This window comes from Actinomadura terrae (assembly GCF_022751215.1).
GTDB lineage: Bacteria > Actinomycetota > Actinomycetes > Streptosporangiales > Streptosporangiaceae > Spirillospora > Spirillospora terrae.
Genome location: NZ_JAICDG010000005.1, coordinates 363371 through 381743, shown reverse-complemented (window position 1 = coordinate 381743; position 18373 = coordinate 363371). Strand labels below are relative to the sequence as shown.

The following is an 18373-nucleotide window of genomic DNA, read 5'->3' as shown; positions in this document are numbered from 1 at the left end:
ATGGACACCACACCTGAAGCCGCACCCCACCGCGAGCCGGGCCGCGAGGCGGTCGCCCCCGAGGAGGCGACCGCCTCCGGCTCCGGCGGGCGGACCCCCGCCGTCGTCCGGTTGCTGGTGCTCGCCACGTTCGTCGTCATCCTCAACGAGACGATCATGATCAACGCGATCCCGCGGCTGATGGCGGACCTGAGCATCACCGAGCAGGCGGCGCAGTGGGTGTCGACGGCGTTCATGCTGACGATGGCGGCGGTGATCCCGGTGACCGGGTGGTTCCTGCAACGGGTCAGCACCCGCCGCGCCTACGCCACGGCGATGGGGGTCTTCCTCACCGGCACGGCGCTGGCGACGGTCGCGCCGGTCTTCGAGGTGCTGCTGCTCGCGCGGATCGTGCAGGCGGCGGGCACGGCGGTGATGATGCCGCTGCTGATGACGACGCTGATGACCGTCGTGCCCGAGCGCGACCGCGGCCGGGTGATGGGCACGGTGACGATGGCGATCTCGGTCGCGCCCGCGCTCGGCCCGGCGGTCTCCGGAGTGATCCTCCAGCTCGGCTCGTGGCGGCTGCTGTTCGCGGCGGTGCTGCCGATCGCGGCGCTGGTCACCTGGCGCGGGCTCGCGCGGCTGGAGAACGTCGGCGAGCCGCAGCTGTCGGCCATCGACTGGTTCAGCGTCGTCGCCGCCGCCGCCGGGTTCGGCTCGCTGGTGTACGGGCTCAGCCGGTACGGCACGGGCGGCGCGGCGATGCCCACGGTGATCGTCGCGACCGGGCTCGCGCTGATCGCGGTGTTCGCCGTCCGGCAGCTGAGGTTGCAGCGCCGCGACGTCCCGCTGCTGGACCTGCGCGTCCTGCGGCACTCGACCTACGCGCTGGCGCTGGTGCTGATGTCGCTCGGGTTCCTGGCGATGATGGGCGCGATGATCCTGTTGCCGATCTACCTCCAGAACCTGCGCGGCCTCTCCCCGCTGGAGACCGGGCTGCTGATGATGCCGGGCGGCCTCGCGATGGGCCTGCTCGGCCCGACGGTGGGACGGCTGTACGACCGCTTCGGCGGCCGGCCGCTGGTGATCCCCGGGTCCGCAGGCATCGTGGTCGCGCTGGCCGGGTTCACCCAGATCTCGGGGACGATGCCGTACTGGCAGGTGCTCGGCATGCACACGCTGCTGATGGTCTCCCTGGCCACGACGTTCACGCCGGTGTTCACGCTCGGCCTCGGCGCGCTCCCGGCGCACCTGTACTCGCACGGCAGCTCCATGCTGGGGACGCTCCAGCAGGTCGCGGCGGCGCTCGGCACGGCGCTGGTCGTCACGGTCATGGCGCGCCGCGCCGACTCCCGGATCGCGGGCGGCGTCTCGGAGACCCTCGCCCAGCTGGACGGGATGCGGCTGGCGTTCCTGGTCGCCGCCGGGCTGGCCGTCGTGACGATCGTGGTGGCGCTGCTGCTGCCGGGGCGCCCGGCCGGCGCCGGGGAGCCGGAGGTGTCCGACACGACGGACCGGAGCCTCGAACCGGTCGGCTGATCATCTTCTGAGGTCTCGGCGGGGATACCCGCGCGAAGAGGTTTCCGCCCGGCGGGCCGGAGGCGAGTTCGACACTCGCCTCCGGCCCGTCGGCGTTTCCCCGGTCAAGCGAATGAATCTTGACGGGCAAGCAGACGTATGTTCTCATTCATCAGACAAAGTACAAACGTCGCCACGGCGACCCCGTGGCAGTCCGCTCCGCCACCACCCTCCGAGCGATCGGGCCCGTCTCCTCCGGACGCAGGAACCCTGCGAGCGATCAGGCCCCGTCCCCTCCGGACGCGGAATACCGCGCCATCCGGACCGCAAAAGGCCACCCCCCACCCGCGTTTCCCCCTCCCACATCTTGGTTCGGAGGACTCCTTGATGCGGAAAAGGCATTTCGTCGCGGTAGCCGCGGCATTGCTCACCCTCACGACCGCGTGCAGCGCGGCAGATGACGACAGCGGCGGCACCGGGGCGGGCAAACCGGCGCAGAACGTCGCGTGCCCCCCGGTCGACAAGGCCGCGATCGACAAGAGCGCCACGTTCACGTGGATGTACAGCGTCGCCAACACGAGCTTCGACCCGGACAAGATCACCACCAGCAACAGTTGGATGTACCTGTATCCGGTCTACGACACGCTCATCCGCATGGACGCGAACGGCGAGCCGAAGCCGATGCTGGCGAAGAAGTGGAAGATCGGCGACAAGGGGAAGTCGCTGACGCTGACGCTCATCGACAACTGGAAATACCACGACGGGACGGCGTTCGACGCCGCGTCCGTCAAGGCGAACATCGACCGGCACCGCGACGCCAAGAGCTTCAACAAGCAGGCGCTCCAGGACGTCGCCTCGGTCGAGGTCGTCGACTCCGCCACCGTCCGCGTGCGCACGAAGAACGGTGCCGCCCCGCTCATCGGAATCCTCGGCAGTTCGGCGGGCATGATGATGAGCCCGAAGGTCTTCGACGACCCGAACCAGGCGCGGATGCCCACCGGCGGGTCGGGCGCCTTCAAGGTCACCGGCTACGAGCCGAACACCAAGGTCGAGTACACGCCGGTCAAGGGCTACTGGGACCCGGCGGCGGTCAACGTCGCGAAGATGGTCTTCCTGATCTCCAGCAACGACAACGCGCGGCTGAACGCCACCATCACCGGGCAGGCCGACGTCACGTTCCTGCGCTCCAGCATGTACAAGCCCGCCAAGGACGCGGGGCTCGCCGTCTGCCAGAAGCCGAGCCTCGCGAGTTTCACGATCGCGCTGAACGTCAAACGGCCGCCGTTCGACAAGAAGGAAGTGCGGCAGGCGCTGAACTACGCCATCGACCGCGCGTCGGTGAACGAACTCCAGGGCGGATTCTGCCAGCCCGGCGTGCAGATGTTCCCCTCCACCTACTACGCCTCCGACCCCTCGCTGACGGGGAACGCCTATCCGCATGACCCCGCGAAGGCGAAGGAGCTGCTCGCCAAGGCCGGGATCAAGAACGGTTTCAACTTCACGCTGGAGACCGACAACCTCGACGCCTACCAGCGGGTGGCGGAGCTCATCCAGGCGAACCTGCAAGAGATCGGCGTCAAGATGACGATCCGGCCGGTCGAGCTGCCCAAACTGATGGAGGGCTTCTCGGTGAACAAGTCGGTGGACGCCATTATGGTGCAGCAGAAGGCCGACGCCGATCCGAGCATCCAGATCTCGTCCTATTACGGCGCGGACGGGTTCAGCAACCCCGGCGGCTATTCGAATCCGACGATCAACGACCTCGCCGCCAAGGCGCAGGGCGCCGAGAACCGGGAGAGCCGCGCGGCCATCTACAAGCAGCTGTTCCGGGCCGCGCACGACGACGCTGCCTCACCGGTCACGCTGTGCCATCTCAACACGCCTCTCGCGATGAACTCCAGGGTGATGGGAGTCGAGGTCTTCGTCGACGGGTCCCGCCAGTTCCGCGGCGTCGCGGTCAAGAAGAAGTGACGCGCCGATAGCGGGCGGGTTCCGGCCGGTGCCCTTTCGCGAAAACCGTGCCCTTCCGCGAGAACGGTGCTCTTCCGCGATGACCGTGCCCGGCCGGAATCCGCCACCACAGAAACGGAGGCCCCGGCGTGCTGCGTCTGCTGTCCGTCCGACTCCTGGCGATGGTTCCCATGCTGCTCATCGTCAGCTTCCTGATCTACAGCCTCATCGCGTTGGTGCCGGGCGGGCCCGAGGTGGCGCTCGCCGGGAACAACCCGACGCCCGAGAGAATCCAGGCGATCCGCGAACAGCTCGGCCTCGACAAGTCGTTCATGTCCCAGTACTGGAGCTGGCTGACCGGCGCGCTGCACGGCGACCTCGGAAAGTCCTTCGTGGACGGGCAGAGCGTCCGCTCTGCGGTCGCCTCCGGGTTCCCGGTCACGCTCTCGCTGGTCGTCCTGACGCTGGTCATCGCGGCGGTGCTGGGTCTCGCGCTCGGCCTCGCGGCCGGGCTGCGCCCGGGCACCTGGGCGGACCGGCTCTCGACCGTCACCGCGAGCGCGTTCATGTCGCTGCCCTACTTCTGGGTCGGCATGATGCTCGTGCTCGTGTTCGCCATTCAGATGCGGACGCTTCCGGCCGTCGGCTACGTGCCGCTCACCGAAAGCCCGCTGGAATGGTTCCAGCACCTCATCCTCCCGGCCTTCTCGCTCGCGACCGTGCCGACCGCCGTCGTCGCCAGGCAGACCCGCGCGTCGGTGACCTCGGTCATGCAGGAGGACTTCATCCGGACGGCCCGCGCGAAAGGACTGCACCCGAGCCGCCTCGTCGTCAAGCACGTGCTGAAGAACGCCGCCGTCCCCGTGGTCACCGCGTTCGGCGTCGAGGCGAACCGGCTGATCGGCGCGACCGTCGTCATCGAGCAGTTGTTCGCGCTGCCCGGCGTCGGGAAGCTGGCCTACTTCTCGGTGTTCTCCCGGGACTTCCCGATGGTGCAGGGAATCCTGCTGATCACGGCCATTCTGATCATGCTCATCAACCTGGCGGTCGACCTTTCGTACGGCTACTTCAATCCGAAGGTCAAGGTGTCATGACGCGAAGCCCCAGCGTGGACATCAGGAAACCGGACCCGGTCCCGGAACCGGAGAACGACGCCGCCGTCCCCGCGTCCCGCGGGCGCGCGCTGCTGCGCCGGTTCGGCGGCAACAAATCGGCCGTCGCCGGCTTCGGGCTGCTGCTGGCGATCATCATCGTGACCGCGGCGGCCCCGCTCCTCGCCCCCTACGGACCGGCGCAGGTCGACATCGGCGACCGGCTGTCGGGCCCGACCGCCGAGCACTGGCTCGGCACCGACACGCTCGGCCGCGACACGCTGAGCCGGCTCATGCACGGCGGCCGGGTGTCGCTCGCGGCGGCCGGGCTGGCGGTCGCGATCGCCACCGCCATCGGCCTGCCGCTCGGCCTGCTCGCCGGCTACTTCGGCGGCATCGTCGACTGGCTGCTGGACCGCGCCGCCGACGTGCTGATGGCCTTCCCCGCGATCATCCTGACCATCGCGATCATCGCGGCGGTCGGGCCCGGGCTCACGACCGCGATGACCTCGCTCGGCATCGTCTACGCGCCGCGGATGTTCCGCGTGGTCAGGGGCAGCACCATGGAGGTCAGGCGGGCGGTCTACATCGAGGCGTCCACCAGCATCGGGACGCCGAGCCTGATGATCCTGCGCAAACGGGTGCTGCCGAACATCCTGCCCGCCGCGCTCGTCCAGCTGTCGTTCCTGCTCGCGTCCGCGCTGCTGGCCGAGGTGACGATCAGCCTGCTCGGCCTCGGCGCGCTGCCGCCGACGGCGAGCTGGGGGAGCATGCTCGGGCAGGCGTTCCTGGAGATGCGCGGCAACCCGTCCCTCGCCGTGTATCCCGGCATCGCGATCGCGATCGCGACCCTGTGCTTCAACCTCATCGGCGACGGCCTGCGGGACGCCTTCGGCCGGGAGACGAGGAAGGCGTCATGACGTCCGAGAAAGACCCTCAGAAACTGCTGGAGATCGAGGACCTGCACGTCGACTTCCTCACCGACCGGGGCTGGACGAACGTCGTCGCGGGCGTGTCCTTCGACGTCGGGCCCGGCGAGATCGTGGGCCTGGTGGGGGAGTCCGGCTCGGGCAAGAGCGTCACGAGCCTGTCGGTGCTGCGGCTGCTGCCGCCCGCCTACACCCGGACACCCGGCGGCGCCGTCCGCTACCGGGGCCGCGACCTGATCGGCATGCCGCAGCGGGAGCTGCGCGACATCCGCGGCAACGAGATCTCGATGATCTTCCAGGAGCCGATGACGAGCCTGAACCCCGCCTACACGATCGGCGACCAGATCGCCGAGGGCTACCGGCGGCACAAGGGCGGCTCGCGGCGCGCCGCGTTCGCCCGCGCCGCCGAGATGCTCGACCTCGTCGGCATCCCGGACGCGGGCCACCGCGTCCGGGACTACCCGCACGAGTTCTCCGGCGGCATGCGGCAGCGCGCGATGATCGCGATGGCGCTGGCGTGCGAGCCGAAGCTGCTGATCGCCGACGAGCCCGCGACCGCCCTCGACGTGACCGTGCAGGCGCAGATCGTCGCGCTGCTGGCGCGGCTGCGCGACGAGACCGGCTGCGGCATCCTGTTCATCACCCACGACCTCGGGCTCGTCGCCGAGCTCGCCGACCGAGTCGTTGTGATGTACGCGGGCGAGGTCGTCGAGACCGCGCCCGCGCTCGACCTGTACGACACGCCGAAGCACCCGTACACGGCGGGGCTGCTGAGCGCGATGCCGCATCTCGGCGTCCGGGGCGAGGAGCTGCCGACGATCCCCGGCCGCACCCCCGAGCCCTGGCGGATGCCGGAGGGGTGCCGGTTCAGCCCCCGGTGCGGGCACGCGAACGAGCAGTGCACGGCCGCGCCGCCGGAGTTCCGGATCGTCCAGGAGGGCCGCGGCTGCCGCTGCTGCCGTACTGAGCAACTGCGTCTGGTGGGTTCCCCATGAGCGTCATGAAGTCGAGCGCGGAGGTCCCGGCGCCCGGTTCGCCGGAGCCGGTGCCCGCGTCCGGGCCGCTGGTGGACGTCCGCGGCCTCAGCGTCGTGTTCCGCAAGCGGCGGACGCTCGCGGCCCCGAGGGTCGTCCGCGCCGTCAACGACATCTCCTTCCACATCGCCCAGGGCGAGACGTTCGGCCTGGTCGGCGAGTCGGGGTCGGGCAAGTCGACGACCGGGCGGGCGCTGCTGAAGCTGGTTCCGGCGGCGGGCGGGTCGATCACGGTCGCCGGGCACGACGTCACGCACCTGCGCGGCCGGGCCCTGCGGATGGCGCGGCGGAGCATGCAGATGGTCTTCCAGGACCCGTACTCGTCGCTGGACCCGTCCGCCACCGTGGCGGCGAGCATCGCCGAGCCGCTGATCGTCCACGAGAGGCTCTCGGGACGGGACGCGCGCGAGCGGGTGCACGAGCTGATCGAGATGGTCGGCCTCCGCGCCAGCTACGCCGACCGCTATCCCTACGAGTTCTCCGGCGGGCAGCGCCAGCGGCTCGCGATCGCGCGGGCGATCGCGCTGAAGCCGAGCTTCGTCGTCTGCGACGAGGCCGTGTCCGCGCTGGACGTCTCCACCCAGAACCAGGTCATCAACCTGCTGGAGCGGCTGCGCGCCGAGTTCGGGCTGACCTACCTGTTCATCGCGCACGACCTCGCGATCGTCCGGCACATCTCGCACCGGGTCGGCGTGATGTACCTCGGCCGGATCGTCGAGACCGGTCCGGCGGAACGGGTCTACACCGCGCCCGCGCATCCCTACACTCGGGCGCTGCTGTCGGCGATTCCCGATCCGCGCCGGAAATCGGAAAGGATCGTGCTGGAGGGGGACCTGCCCGATCCGGCGCACCCTCCGGTGGGGTGCCCATTCCAAACCCGGTGCGCCCACGTGATGGACATCTGCCGGCAGCGGGTCCCCGAGCCGACCGTTGTGGAGGGCGGTGGAGAAGTCTCGTGCCATTTGCAAACGAGCGGTCCTATGTTGGCGGGGGCGCCGCTCGGCGCCCTCCCGAAGAAGCCGGGACCGGTGGCATGAGGCGGCGATCCGCATTCCTGACCCGTGATCCGGCTCACCTTGACCGCCTTCTGCTGGCAGACGTAGTCTGTAGTACGTCAGACAAAAGTAAGGGACTGCCGTGACCGACCCGAAGCTCGACCTGCTGATCGACCGCCCCACCGAGTCCATTCCCGAGATGGTCGTCCGGCGGATCAGGCACGCGATCGCCTCGGGCCTGCTCCCCCCGGGCCGCAAGCTCACCGAGCGCGAGCTCGTCGAGCTGACCGGCGTGAGCCGTACGTCGGTCCGGGAGGCCATGCGGCACCTCCAGACCCTGGGGCTCGTGGAGCCCTCGCCGAGCCGCGGCGTCCGCGTCGCGCGCCTCGGCAGCGCCGAGGTACGGGAGATCTACGAGGTCCGCGACGCGCTGGAGCCGGCCGCGGCCGAGCTGTTCGTGCTGCGCGCGACCGACGAGGAGGTCGCCGAGCTGGTGGAGAAGACCCGCCCCCGCCCGCGCGGCGAGGAGCGGCTCCAGGCCATATACGAGTTCGACGAGCTGCTCGTCGCGGGCGCCCGCAACTCGCTGCTGGCCTCCATGCTCGGCCCGCTGCACACCCGTATCCACGCGCTGCGCAGCCTTTCCGTGACCATTCCAGGACGGCTCGAATCGTCGGTGCAGGAGTACGTCGAGCTCGGCGAGGCGATCAGCGCGCGCTCGCCCGAGCGGGCGGCGGAGGCCGCGCACCGGCATATCCGCGCGGCCGCGAAGGCGGCGCTCGAAGCCGTCGAGATCCTGGAGAAAGAGCACCCGACGTCATAGCGCGACTTCGTGGCCGCGGGCCACGACCTGCACGAGTACAAGGGTGATATCGCGATGGCCATGAAAGACGTGGCGATCGTCGGTGTCGGCACGTCGGACTTCCGGCGGCTGTACGCCGACAAGAGCCAGAAGAACGATGTCCACCAACTCGCCGCCGAGGCTTTCAGGGACGCGCTCGAGGACTGCGGCGCCACCCAGAAGGACGTCGACGGGCTGCTGTGCGTCAACATCAAGTACGGTCCCTTCGGCGACATGACCGGTCTCACCGGCCCGGGGTTCGTCCATGACCTGGAGGGCACCGGGCGGATGAGCGGCGTCGCGCTCCAGGAGGCGTGCGCGCTCGTGGAGTCGGGCGCCGCGCACACCGTCGCCGTCGTGTACGCGACGAACGGCCGGACGGCGGGCACGAAGTACGGCGGCGGCGACGCCGACCCCGCCGGGGCCTACGACGCCATGTACGGCATGACCTCCACCGGCGCGTACCTGTCGATGATGTACCAGCGCTACCGGCACCTGTACGGCGCCCCGGAGGACGCGCTGGCCCCCCTCGCGATCAACAACCGCGCCAACGGCGCCCGCAACCCGATCGCGGTGTTCCAGCAGGAGATCACCAAGGACGAGTACCTGGCGTCGCGGTACATCTCCGCGCCGCTGCGCAAACTCGACTACTGCATCATCAACGACGGCGCGGTCGCGTTCATCGTCACATCGATGGACCGCGCCCGGGGAATGCGGAAGAAGCCCGTCCGGGTGGCCGCCACGGCGGGCCGCGCGGAACTGGGCCGCAGCTACATCAGCCCCGACTTCTACTACGCCACGAGCGCGGCGGTCGCCGAGTACCTCTACAAGAAGTCCGGGATCGGGCCCGACCAGATCGACTGCATGCAGGTCTACGACAACTTCCTCCCGACGATCCTGTTCACGCTGGAGGGCTTCGGGCACGCGCCGCGCGGCACCTCCTGGGAATGGATTCGCGACGGCCGGATCGAACTCGGCGGCGAGCGGCCCATGAACACCTCGGGCGGCCACACGAGCGAGAGCTACATGCAGGGCTTCGCGCTCCATGTGGAAGCGGTGCGGCAGGTCCGCGGGGAGGCCGGCGACCGGCAGGTCGAGAACTGCGACACCGTGCAGTACATGTGCGTATCGCCCATCGTGACGTCGCACATCTTCACGGCCGACTAGAAGGGCACGCCGATGGACGTCGCCGCGTACGCGAAGCTGCTTCCCGATATCACCCCACGAAACCAGCCGTACTGGGACGGCCTCGCCGCCGGAGAGCTGCGGTTGCAGAAATGCTCGGCCTGCGGCCGCCACCGCTTCCCGGACGCGCCGCTGTGTCCGGAGTGCCTTTCCGGCGAGGCCTCCTGGGAGGCCGTGAGCGGCACCGGGACCATCTGGTCCTGGTGCACGATGCACCAGAAGTACTTCGCCGCCTTCGCCGACGAGGTCCCCTACCGACTCGTGTACGTGCGGCTCGCCGAAGGGCCGCTCGTGATCAGCGTGCTCGCCGACGGCACGGCCGAACCACAGATCGATCAGCAGGTTCACGCGGTCTTCCAGCCCATTGCCGGAGACCGGCCCGTTTTGAAATTCAGCATCGGCGCGGCGGCGTGAGCCGACCGCGCCGCCGGCCGGGCGGAACGGCCCCGGCCGGCGGCGCGGCCGCCCATAGGCATGTGAGGTTGTATTTCCCATGGATTCGCTACCTGATCATGATTGTGTGCACGAAGCGGTGACCTCGGCTTGCGTTTCCGACCGCGCGGGTGCGGGTCCGCGATGAGCGAGAGATCCCGTACCGGGGGTCGGGGGAGGCCCCTGCGGGTCGTCGAACTCGGCGACGGCGCGGCGGTCCAGGTCTGCGGACGGCTGTTCGCGGGCCTCGGCCACCACGTCACCCGGTGCGAGCCGCCCGGCGGAGATCCGCTCCGCACGCGGGAACCGGTCGACGCGAACGGCCTGAGCCACGCCTTCGCCGCGCTGAACGCCGACAAGCGCAGCGTCCAGCTGGACCTGGCGGACGGGGACGACCGGGCCCGGCTGTCCGCGCTGCTGGCGGCGGCCGACATCGTGATCACCGGCCTCGGCCCGGCCCGCGCGGCGGAGACCGGCCTGGCCCCGGAGCGGCTGCGCGCGGACCACCCGCGGCTGGTCGTCGTCGCGATCACCGGCTACGGCATGGCCGACCCAAGGTCGGACGCCCCCGCCGACAGCCTGCTCGCCGAGGCCTACGGCGGGCTGGCCGCGATGGTCGGCGAGCCCGACCGGGCGCCGCTGGCGCTCGGCGGCGAGCAGACCGCGCACGCCGCCGCGTTCGTCGGCTTCTACGGGTCGATGCTCGCCGCGCGGCGGCCCGGCGGGGACGTCGTCGACGTCGCGCTGTGCGACGTCGCCGCCTACATCGACTGGAAGAGCGACGTCGTCTACGCCGAGACCGGCCAGGTCCCCGGCCGGACGGGCACGAACAGCGGCCGCTGGCGCACGGTCCGCGCGGCGGACGGCTGGGTCGGGATCATCTTCCTGCCCGAGCAGTGGGACGCCTTCGTCTCGCTCGTCGGCGACCCCGCGCTGGAGGACCCCGAGCTGCGCAGCGACCAGGTCCGCTTCGAACGGATGGACGCCTGGTGGCCGGTCGTCGAGCGGTGGGCCGCGCGGCACCCCAAGCGCGAGATCTACCAGGACGCGCAGCGCCTCGGCCTGCCGTTCGGCTACAGCGCGGACCTGGCCGACCTCGCGTCCGACCCGCAGTACCGGGCGCGCTCGTTCTTCCCGGAACCGGGACGGGACGGCGGGCTGGCCCCCGTCACCGGCCTGCCGTGGCGGTTCGGCCCCCCGCCGAGCCTCGCCGACGCCGACACCGGCGAGATCCCCCCGCCGCGCCGCGCCGAGCCCGTGCCGGACGGCGCCGACCGCGCCCCGCTCGACGGCGTCGTCGTCCTCGACCTCGGCACGATCACCGCGGGCGCCGCCACCGGACGGCTCCTCGCCGACTACGGCGCCACCGTCGTCAAGATCGAGTCGATGGGACGGCCGGACGCGTTCCGGCTGTGGCCCTCGCCGACCTCGGCCGACGCCGAGGTCACCGAGGAGTCGCCGCTGTTCGAGTCCAACAACGCGGGCAAGCTCGGGATCACGCTCGACCTGAAGTCCGAGGATGGCCGGGCGGAGATGCGGCGGCTCGTCGCCCGCGCGGACGTCCTGATCGAGAACTTCACCGTCGGCGTGACGCGCCGGCTCGGCATCGACCCCGGGACGCTGCACGAGGTCAACCCGGACCTGATCTACCTGTCCCTGTCGAGCCAGGGGCAGTCGGGCCCCGAGTCGGGCGTCCGCTCCTACGGATCGACGCTCGACCTGCTCTCCGGCCTGGCCTCGGTCACGGGCTACCCCGGCGACAGGCCGATGTGGTCGTCGGCGGACATCAACTACCCCGACCAGCTCGTGTCGCTGTTCGGCGCCGGGATGATCGCCTACTGCCTGGCCCAGGGCCTGCGCGGCACCTACCTTGACGTTTCCCAGCGCGAGCTGGTGAGCTGGACTCTCGCGGACCGTATCGTCGAGTACCTCGCCGCCGGGACCGTTCCACAGCCGACCGGCAACCGCCGTCCCGGCAGCACGCCGCACGACGTCTACCGGTGCTCGGGCGACGACCAGTGGATCGCGATCGCCTGCACGGCGGACGCGGAACGCGCCGCGCTGGCCGCACTGGTCGGCGCCGGTCACGCCGCCGACCGGCCGGCGTCCTGGTGGGAGCGCGACCACGAAGAGATGGACGGCGCGATCACCGCGTGGACGCGCGGGCGCTCGAAACAGGAGTGCCTGCGCGAGCTGACCCGCGCCGGTATCCCGGCCGCGCCCGTCCAGACGGCCCGGGAACGGGCCGAGGACCCACATTTCAGACTTCGGCGGGTCTTCCTCGACGGGCCCCGCCGCCAGAAGGGGTATCCGCTGCGCCTGCTGGGCCACGAGCCGCGGCAGCCACGTCCGGCGCCGCGGCTAGGCGAACACGACGCCGACGCCCGCGCCCCCCATTGGCCCCACGCGGCGCCCGTCGCGGCGCCCGTGCCGGCGCCCGCGCAAGTGCCGTCCCAGCGTCCGGGAGGAACGACATGAACGTCAACGATGCCGCCGTGATCATCGGCGCCTACGAACATCCGGGGAGGGAGCTGCCCGACAAGTCGCTGGCCCAGATCCACGCCGAGGTCGCGATCGGGGCCCTCGCGGACGCCGGGCTGACGCTCGACGACGTCGACGGCTACTTCTGCGGCCACGACGCGCCGGGCTACGGCGGCGGCTGGGTCTCGATGGCCGAGTACCTCGGCCTGCGCGACCTCACCTACATGGACTCGACCGAGAGCGGCGGCGCCTCCCCGATCTACCACGTCTCGCACGCGATCGCGGCGATCGCGGCGGGCAAGTGCAACGTCGCGCTGATCACGCTCGCGGGCAAGCCGCGGACGGGGATCCAGCCGGGCGGCGGCGGCCCGATCCGTCCCGAGGACTCCTTCGAGATGGGCATGTTCACCGGCGCCGGGCTGGTCAGCACCTACGCTCTCGCGGCCCAGCGGCACATGTACGAGTACGGGACGACCAGCGAGCAGCTCGCCGAGATCAAGGTCGCCGCGACCAAGCACGCCTCGCACAACCCGCACGCCTTCTTCCAGAAGGTGCTGACGGTCGAGGACGTCGTCAACTCGCCGATGGTCGCCGACCCGCTGCACCGCGCCGACTGCTGCCTGGTCACCGACGGCGGCGGCGCGCTCGTCGTGGTCAGCAAGGAGATCGCGAAGAACCTGAAGCGGCAGCCGGTGCGGGTCATGGGCCAGGGCGAGTCGGCGAAGCTGACCAACGGCGGGCGGCTCGACCTGACCTACACGAGCGCGGTCTGGTCCGGGCCGCGCGCGTTCGAGCAGGCCGGGGTCACGGTCCGCGACATCGACTACGTGTCGATCTACGACAGCTTCACGATCACCGTCCTGGAGATCCTGGAGGACCTCGGCTTCTGCGAGAAGGGCGAGGGCGGCCGGTTCGTCATGGACGGCGCGCTCGTCGCCCCGCACGGGCGGCTGCCGTTCAACACCGACGGCGGCGGGCTGGCCAACAACCACCCCGGCCACCGCGGCGGCGTCACCAAGATCATCGAGGCGGTGCGGCAGCTGCGCGGCGAGGCCAACGCGGGCGTGCAGGTGCCCGACTGCGAGATCGCCCTGGTCCACGGCAACGGCGGCGACCTCGGTACCCGGATGCGCAGCGCGACCATGATCCTCGGAAGGGAAGCCAAATGAGTGAGGTTCGGAGCCCGGTTCTCCCCGCCGCCCGGCCGGTGGTGAACCCCGACACCGAGGAGTTCTGGAAGGCGACGGCCGAGGGGAGGTTCCTCGGGCGCCGGTGCGACGACTGCGGGTCGGCGATCTGGTACCCGCGTCCGATCTGCCCCTTCTGCCACAGCACCAACACGCGCTGGGAGGAGTTCACCGGACGCGGAACCGTCTACTCCTACAGCGTCGTCCACCGGGCCGGGGGCGAGTGGAAGGGCGTCACCCCCTACGTCCTCGCCTATGTGGAGCTTGAAGAGGGACCTCGGGTGATGACCAACATCGTCGACTGCGACGTCACGGCGGTCGGCATCGGGGACGAGGTCGAGGTGGTGTTCGAGGACACGGGACACGGCAGCGCACTGCCCCGTTTCCGTCCGGTGCGCGCGAAGGCAGGGAGCCAGGCATGACGATCAACAAGGTGTACGAGTCGCCGCAGGCGGCGGTGGCGGACGTCCCGGACGGCGCGTCGGTGTCGATCGCCGGGTTCGGGATGACCCACAGCTTCCCGACGAGCCTGACCGTGGCGCTGCGCGAGCAGGGCGCGAAAAGGCTGTGCATCGTCGCGAACTCGCTCGGCACGGGCGACTACCGCTCGAACACGCTCATCGAGAACGGGCAGGTCAACCGGCTGATCGTGTCGTTCTCCGCGCGGGCGGGCGAGGCGACCTCGGCGGCCGAGAAGCAGATCGCCGCCGGTGAGATCGAGGTCGAGCTGGTCCCGCAGGGCACGCTGGTCGAGCGGCTGCGCGCCGGCGGCGCCGGGATCGGGGCGTTCTTCACCCGCACCGCGGTCGGCACCGCCGTCGCGGAGGGCAAGGAGACCCGCGTGATCGACGGGGTCGAGCATGTCCTGGAGATGGGGCTGAAGGTCGACTACGCGCTGATCCGCGCGACCAAGGCCGACCGGTTCGGCAACCTGTCGTTCGAGGGCGTCGGCCGCAACTTCATGCCCGCGTTCGCCAAGGGCGCCAAGATCGCGATCGCCGAGGTGGACGAGATCGTCGACGGCGAGCTCGACCCCGAGACCGTCGGGCTGCCGGGGATCTTCGTGAGCCGGGTCGTCCGCAAGACCGTGGACGTCCCGCACGACCACATGGCGCCGAGGGAGGGGCGCGGCGCCGACAGCGCCCGCACCTACAACGGCAAGCCCGGCCTGACCCGCCTCCAGATGGCGGAGGTCGCGGCGGGCCTCGTGCCCAACGGCAGCTACATGAACCTGGGCCTCGGCATCCCCACGCTGATCTCGAACTACATCTCCGGGCGCGACATCGTCCTGCACTCGGAGAACGGCGTGCTCGGCTACGGCACGATCGCGGGTCGCGACGACTACAACCCCGAGATCTACAACGCGGGCGGCCAGTACGTCCACCTGGAGAAGGGCGCCTCGTTCTTCGAGAGCGTGACCTCGTTCGAGATGGTGCGCGGCGGCAAGGTCGACTTCGTCGCGCTCGGCGCGTTCCAGGTGGACGCGGCGGGCAACCTCGCCAACTGGAGCACGCCGAACATGATCGGCGGCGGTATCGGCGGCGCGATGGACCTGGTCGCGGGCGACGTCACGGTGATGGTGCTGACGACCCACCTCGACTCCAAGGGGCGGCCGAAGCTCGTCAAGGAGTGCGAGTACCCGCTGACCGGCCTGGATTGTGTGGACATCGTCGTCACCGACCTGTGCGTGCTGCGCCGCGGCGAGGCCGGCTTCAAGCTGGAGTACGTGGCGCCCGGGTTCACCGAGGCCGAGGTCGCCGAGCTCACCGAGTTCCCGATCATCGGCCTGGACGCGGAAGGCGCGGCGGCGGATGCGCCCGCGGCGAGCTGATCGTCCCGGGCGGGTGGATCGTCCTTTCGGCAGGCCACGGACCTAGGGGGTCCCCATGTCCGATCTCCTCGGGATGACCGCCGCCGAGCTGGTGGAGGCCTACGGGCGGGGCGAGATCTCGCCGGTCGAGGCCACCCGCGCCGCGCTGGACGCGATCGAGGCACGCGACGCCGAGCTGAACGCGTTCGTGCTGGTCGACGCCGAAAGCGCGGTGCGGTCGGCCGCCGAGTCGGAGGCGCGCTGGGCGGCGGGGACCCAGCGCGGCCCGGCCGACGGCGTCCCCACCACCGTCAAGGATCTCGAACAGGCCCGGGGCTGGCCGACGCTGCGCGGAAGCTGGCTGTCGGGCGACCCGGTCCCGGGCCGCGAGGACTCGCCGAGCGTGGCGCGGCTGCGCGAGGCGGGCGCCGTCATCCTCGGCAAGACCACGACCCCGGAGTTCGGCTGGAAGGGCGTCACCGACTCCGGCCGCTTCGGGATCACGAGGAACCCGTGGGATCCGGCGCTGACGCCCGGCGGGTCCAGCGGCGGATCGGCGGCGGCGGTCGCGGCCGGGATGGGCACCTGGTCGGTCGGCACCGACGGCGGGGGATCGGTGCGCGTCCCGGCGGCCTTCACCGGGACGGTCGGGCTCAAGCCGACCGGCGGGCTCGTCCCGGCGTTCCCGCCCGGCAGCAACGGGCACCTGTCGCACCGCGGCCCGATCGCGCTGTCGGTGCTGGACGCGGCGACGCTGCTCGACGTCCTCGCCCGTCCCGACCACCGCGACTGGGCGGCGGGGACCCACCCGGGCGGCTCGTTCACCGAGGGGATCGAGAACGGCGTCGCCGGGCTGACCATTGGATACTCGCCCGACCTCGGCTACGGCCGGGGTGATCCCGAGGTCGAGGCGCTGGCCGCGGCGGCGGTCGAAACGCTCGCGGGCCTCGGCGCGCGGGTGCGCGAAGTCGAGCCGGTCTTCGCCGACCCCGTCGCGGCCTTCCAGACGCTGTGGTGCGCCGGGATCGCGCGGACGCTCCGTCCGTTCGAGCCCGACCACCTCACCCGCGTCGACCCGGCGCTGCTGGAGTACGGGGAGCGGGGCCGCCGGATCAGCGCCGTCTCCTACCTGGACGCGATGGCGGTGTGCGCGGACCTCGGCCTGAGGATGGCGAGGTTCCACGAGACCTATGACGTGCTGGTCACGCCGACCGTCCCGTGCGTCGCGTTCCCGGCGGGCCGCAACGGGCCCACCCCCGAGCAGTCGGACGTCTGGGCGTCCTGGACGCCCTACACCTACCCCTTCAACATGACCAGGCAGCCGGCGCTGAGCGTGCCGTGCGGAGTCACCCCTGCCGGGCTTCCCGCCGGGCTCCAGATCGTGGGCCCCCGCCACCAGGACGCCCGCGTCCTGCGGGTGGGCCGCGCCTACGAACGGCACACCGGCTGGTCCCCGGTGGCCGAGGCGTCGCGGGCGCGGGCAACGACGAGAGGACGACCGTCATGACAGATCTGCCCACCGTCGCCAACCTGATCAACGGCGAATGGCTGACGACCGACCAGGAACGCCTGGTGCACCACAAGTTCACCGGCGAGCCCATCGCCGCGGCCTCCGACGCGACCGTCGAGATGGTCGGCGACGCCGTCTCGGCCGCCCGCGAGGCCAGTAAGACGCCGCTGGAGCCGCTGGAGCGCTTCGAGATCCTGCGGACGGTGTCCGGCATGATCGCCGACAACCGCGAGACCCTCGCGCTGGACGTGGCGCGCGAGTCCGGCTTCAGCGTGAAGGACTGCCTGGGCGACACCGACCGGGCCGTCCAGACCATGCTGATCTCGGCGGAGGAGGCCAAGCGGATCGACGGCTCGGTCGTCCCGATCCAGGCCGCGCCCGGTTTCGCGCACCGGCTCGCGTTCACGATCCGCCGTCCGGTGGGCGTGGTCGGCGCGATCACGCCGTTCAACTCGCCGCTGAACACCGTCGCCCACAAGGTCGGCCCCGCGCTGGCCGCCGGGAACGCGGCGATCGTCAAGCCGTCGCCGTTCACCCCGGTCGCGGCCGCCGCGCTCTGCCGGATGCTGCTGGACGCGGGCCTGCCCGCTGGGCTGATCGGCCTCGTGCTCGGCCCCGGCGACCCGGTCGGCACCGCGCTCGTCGAGGACGAGCGCGTCGACTTCGTGACGTTCACCGGCAGCACCGCCGCGGGCAAGGCGATCTCCGCCAAGCTCGGCATGCGGCGCGCGACGATGGAGTGCGGCAACGTGTCCGCGACGATCGTCTGCCGGGACGCCGACATTCCGTCCGCCGCGGCGCAGTGCGCGCGCGGCGCGTTCCGCAAGTCGGGCCAGGTGTGCACGTCGGTGCAGCGCCTCTACGTCCACGCGGACGTACTGGAGGAGTTCCTCGAAGCGCTGTCGGCCGCCGCCGCCAAGTTCGTCGTCGGCGACCCCGAGGACCCGGCGACCGACATCGGCCCGATGATCAGCGAGGCCGCGGCCGAGCGCGCCGAGCAGTGGGTGGAGGCGGCCGTCGGCCAGGGCGCCCGCGTCGTCGCGGGTGGGAAGCGGTCGGGGCCGGTGATGAGCCCGACGATCCTGGTGGACGTCCCGTCCCGCGCGCGGCTGCTGTGCGAGGAGGCGTTCGCGCCCGTCGTCTCCGTCGTCCCCTTCGACGACCTGGACGCCGTGATCGAGACCGTCAACGACACCCCCTACGGCCTCCAGGCGGGCATCTTCACCCGCGACCTCAACACCGCCCTCACCGCCGCGCAGACCCTCCGGATGGGCGGCGTCGTGATCAACTCGCCGTCCAGTACCCGCGCCGACCTCATGCCCTACGGCGGCGTGAAGGACAGCGGGTACGGTGTCGAGGGGCCGCGTTACGCCGTCCGCGAGATGAGCGAGGAAAGGCTGATCCTGGTCGAGCCGGCAGGGGCCTGAA

15 protein-coding genes are annotated in these 18373 nt (G+C 71.0%); all 15 read left to right on the top strand.

Annotated elements, in window-relative coordinates:
• The 15 genes from K2F47_RS30745 (at position 1) to K2F47_RS30675 (ending at position 18372) form a co-directional block, all read left to right on the top strand.
• The gene (locus K2F47_RS30745; protein ID WP_242909372.1) at positions 1-1521 is read left to right on the top strand and encodes an MDR family MFS transporter; all 1521 of its coding nucleotides are present in this window, start codon (positions 1-3) and stop codon (positions 1519-1521) included.
• Between the two features lie 366 nt (positions 1522-1887).
• Positions 1888-3471, top strand: coding sequence for an ABC transporter substrate-binding protein (locus tag K2F47_RS30740; RefSeq protein WP_242909371.1), 1584 nt, complete (start codon positions 1888-1890; stop codon positions 3469-3471).
• Positions 3472-3599: 128 nt separating this feature from the next.
• The gene (locus K2F47_RS30735; RefSeq protein WP_242909370.1) at positions 3600-4544 is read left to right on the top strand and encodes an ABC transporter permease; all 945 of its coding nucleotides are present in this window, start codon (positions 3600-3602) and stop codon (positions 4542-4544) included.
• Positions 4541-5461, top strand: coding sequence for an ABC transporter permease (locus K2F47_RS30730; protein WP_242909369.1), 921 nt, complete (start codon positions 4541-4543; stop codon positions 5459-5461). Before K2F47_RS30735 ends, K2F47_RS30730 begins: the two co-directional genes overlap by 4 nt.
• Positions 5458-6465, top strand: a complete 1008-nt coding sequence (locus tag K2F47_RS30725; protein ID WP_242909368.1) for an ABC transporter ATP-binding protein — start codon at positions 5458-5460, stop codon at positions 6463-6465. Before K2F47_RS30730 ends, K2F47_RS30725 begins: the two co-directional genes overlap by 4 nt.
• Before the next feature lie 5 nt (positions 6466-6470).
• The gene (locus K2F47_RS30720; protein ID WP_242909367.1) at positions 6471-7541 is read left to right on the top strand and encodes an ABC transporter ATP-binding protein; all 1071 of its coding nucleotides are present in this window, start codon (positions 6471-6473) and stop codon (positions 7539-7541) included.
• Between the two features lie 100 nt (positions 7542-7641).
• Entirely contained in the window at positions 7642-8322 is a 681-nt protein-coding gene (locus tag K2F47_RS30715) for a GntR family transcriptional regulator (protein ID WP_242909366.1), read from the top strand.
• Between the two features lie 9 nt (positions 8323-8331).
• The gene (locus K2F47_RS30710; protein WP_242909365.1) at positions 8332-9507 is read left to right on the top strand and encodes a thiolase family protein; all 1176 of its coding nucleotides are present in this window, start codon (positions 8332-8334) and stop codon (positions 9505-9507) included.
• Positions 9508-9519: 12 nt separating this feature from the next.
• Complete coding sequence (locus tag K2F47_RS30705) at positions 9520-9939, top strand: Zn-ribbon domain-containing OB-fold protein (protein WP_242909364.1); 420 nt, start codon at positions 9520-9522, stop codon at positions 9937-9939.
• A gap of 162 nt (positions 9940-10101) precedes the next feature.
• Positions 10102-12435 (top strand): CaiB/BaiF CoA-transferase family protein, encoded by a 2334-nt coding sequence (locus K2F47_RS30700; protein ID WP_242909363.1) that lies wholly within the window; start codon positions 10102-10104, stop codon positions 12433-12435.
• A complete protein-coding gene (locus K2F47_RS30695) occupies positions 12432-13607 on the top strand; it encodes a thiolase domain-containing protein (protein WP_242909361.1) in 1176 nt (391 codons plus the stop codon). Before K2F47_RS30700 ends, K2F47_RS30695 begins: the two co-directional genes overlap by 4 nt.
• Positions 13604-14047, top strand: coding sequence for a Zn-ribbon domain-containing OB-fold protein (locus tag K2F47_RS30690; RefSeq protein WP_242909359.1), 444 nt, complete (start codon positions 13604-13606; stop codon positions 14045-14047). The genes K2F47_RS30695 and K2F47_RS30690 overlap by 4 nt, the downstream gene beginning before the upstream one ends.
• Entirely contained in the window at positions 14044-15456 is a 1413-nt protein-coding gene (locus tag K2F47_RS30685) for a 3-oxoacid CoA-transferase (RefSeq protein ID WP_242909357.1), read from the top strand. The genes K2F47_RS30690 and K2F47_RS30685 overlap by 4 nt, the downstream gene beginning before the upstream one ends.
• A 55-nt stretch (positions 15457-15511) precedes the next feature.
• Positions 15512-16942, top strand: coding sequence for an amidase (locus tag K2F47_RS30680; protein WP_242909355.1), 1431 nt, complete (start codon positions 15512-15514; stop codon positions 16940-16942).
• Entirely contained in the window at positions 16939-18372 is a 1434-nt protein-coding gene (locus tag K2F47_RS30675; RefSeq protein ID WP_242909353.1) for an aldehyde dehydrogenase family protein, read from the top strand. Before K2F47_RS30680 ends, K2F47_RS30675 begins: the two co-directional genes overlap by 4 nt.
• Position 18373: the final 1 nt, after the last annotated feature.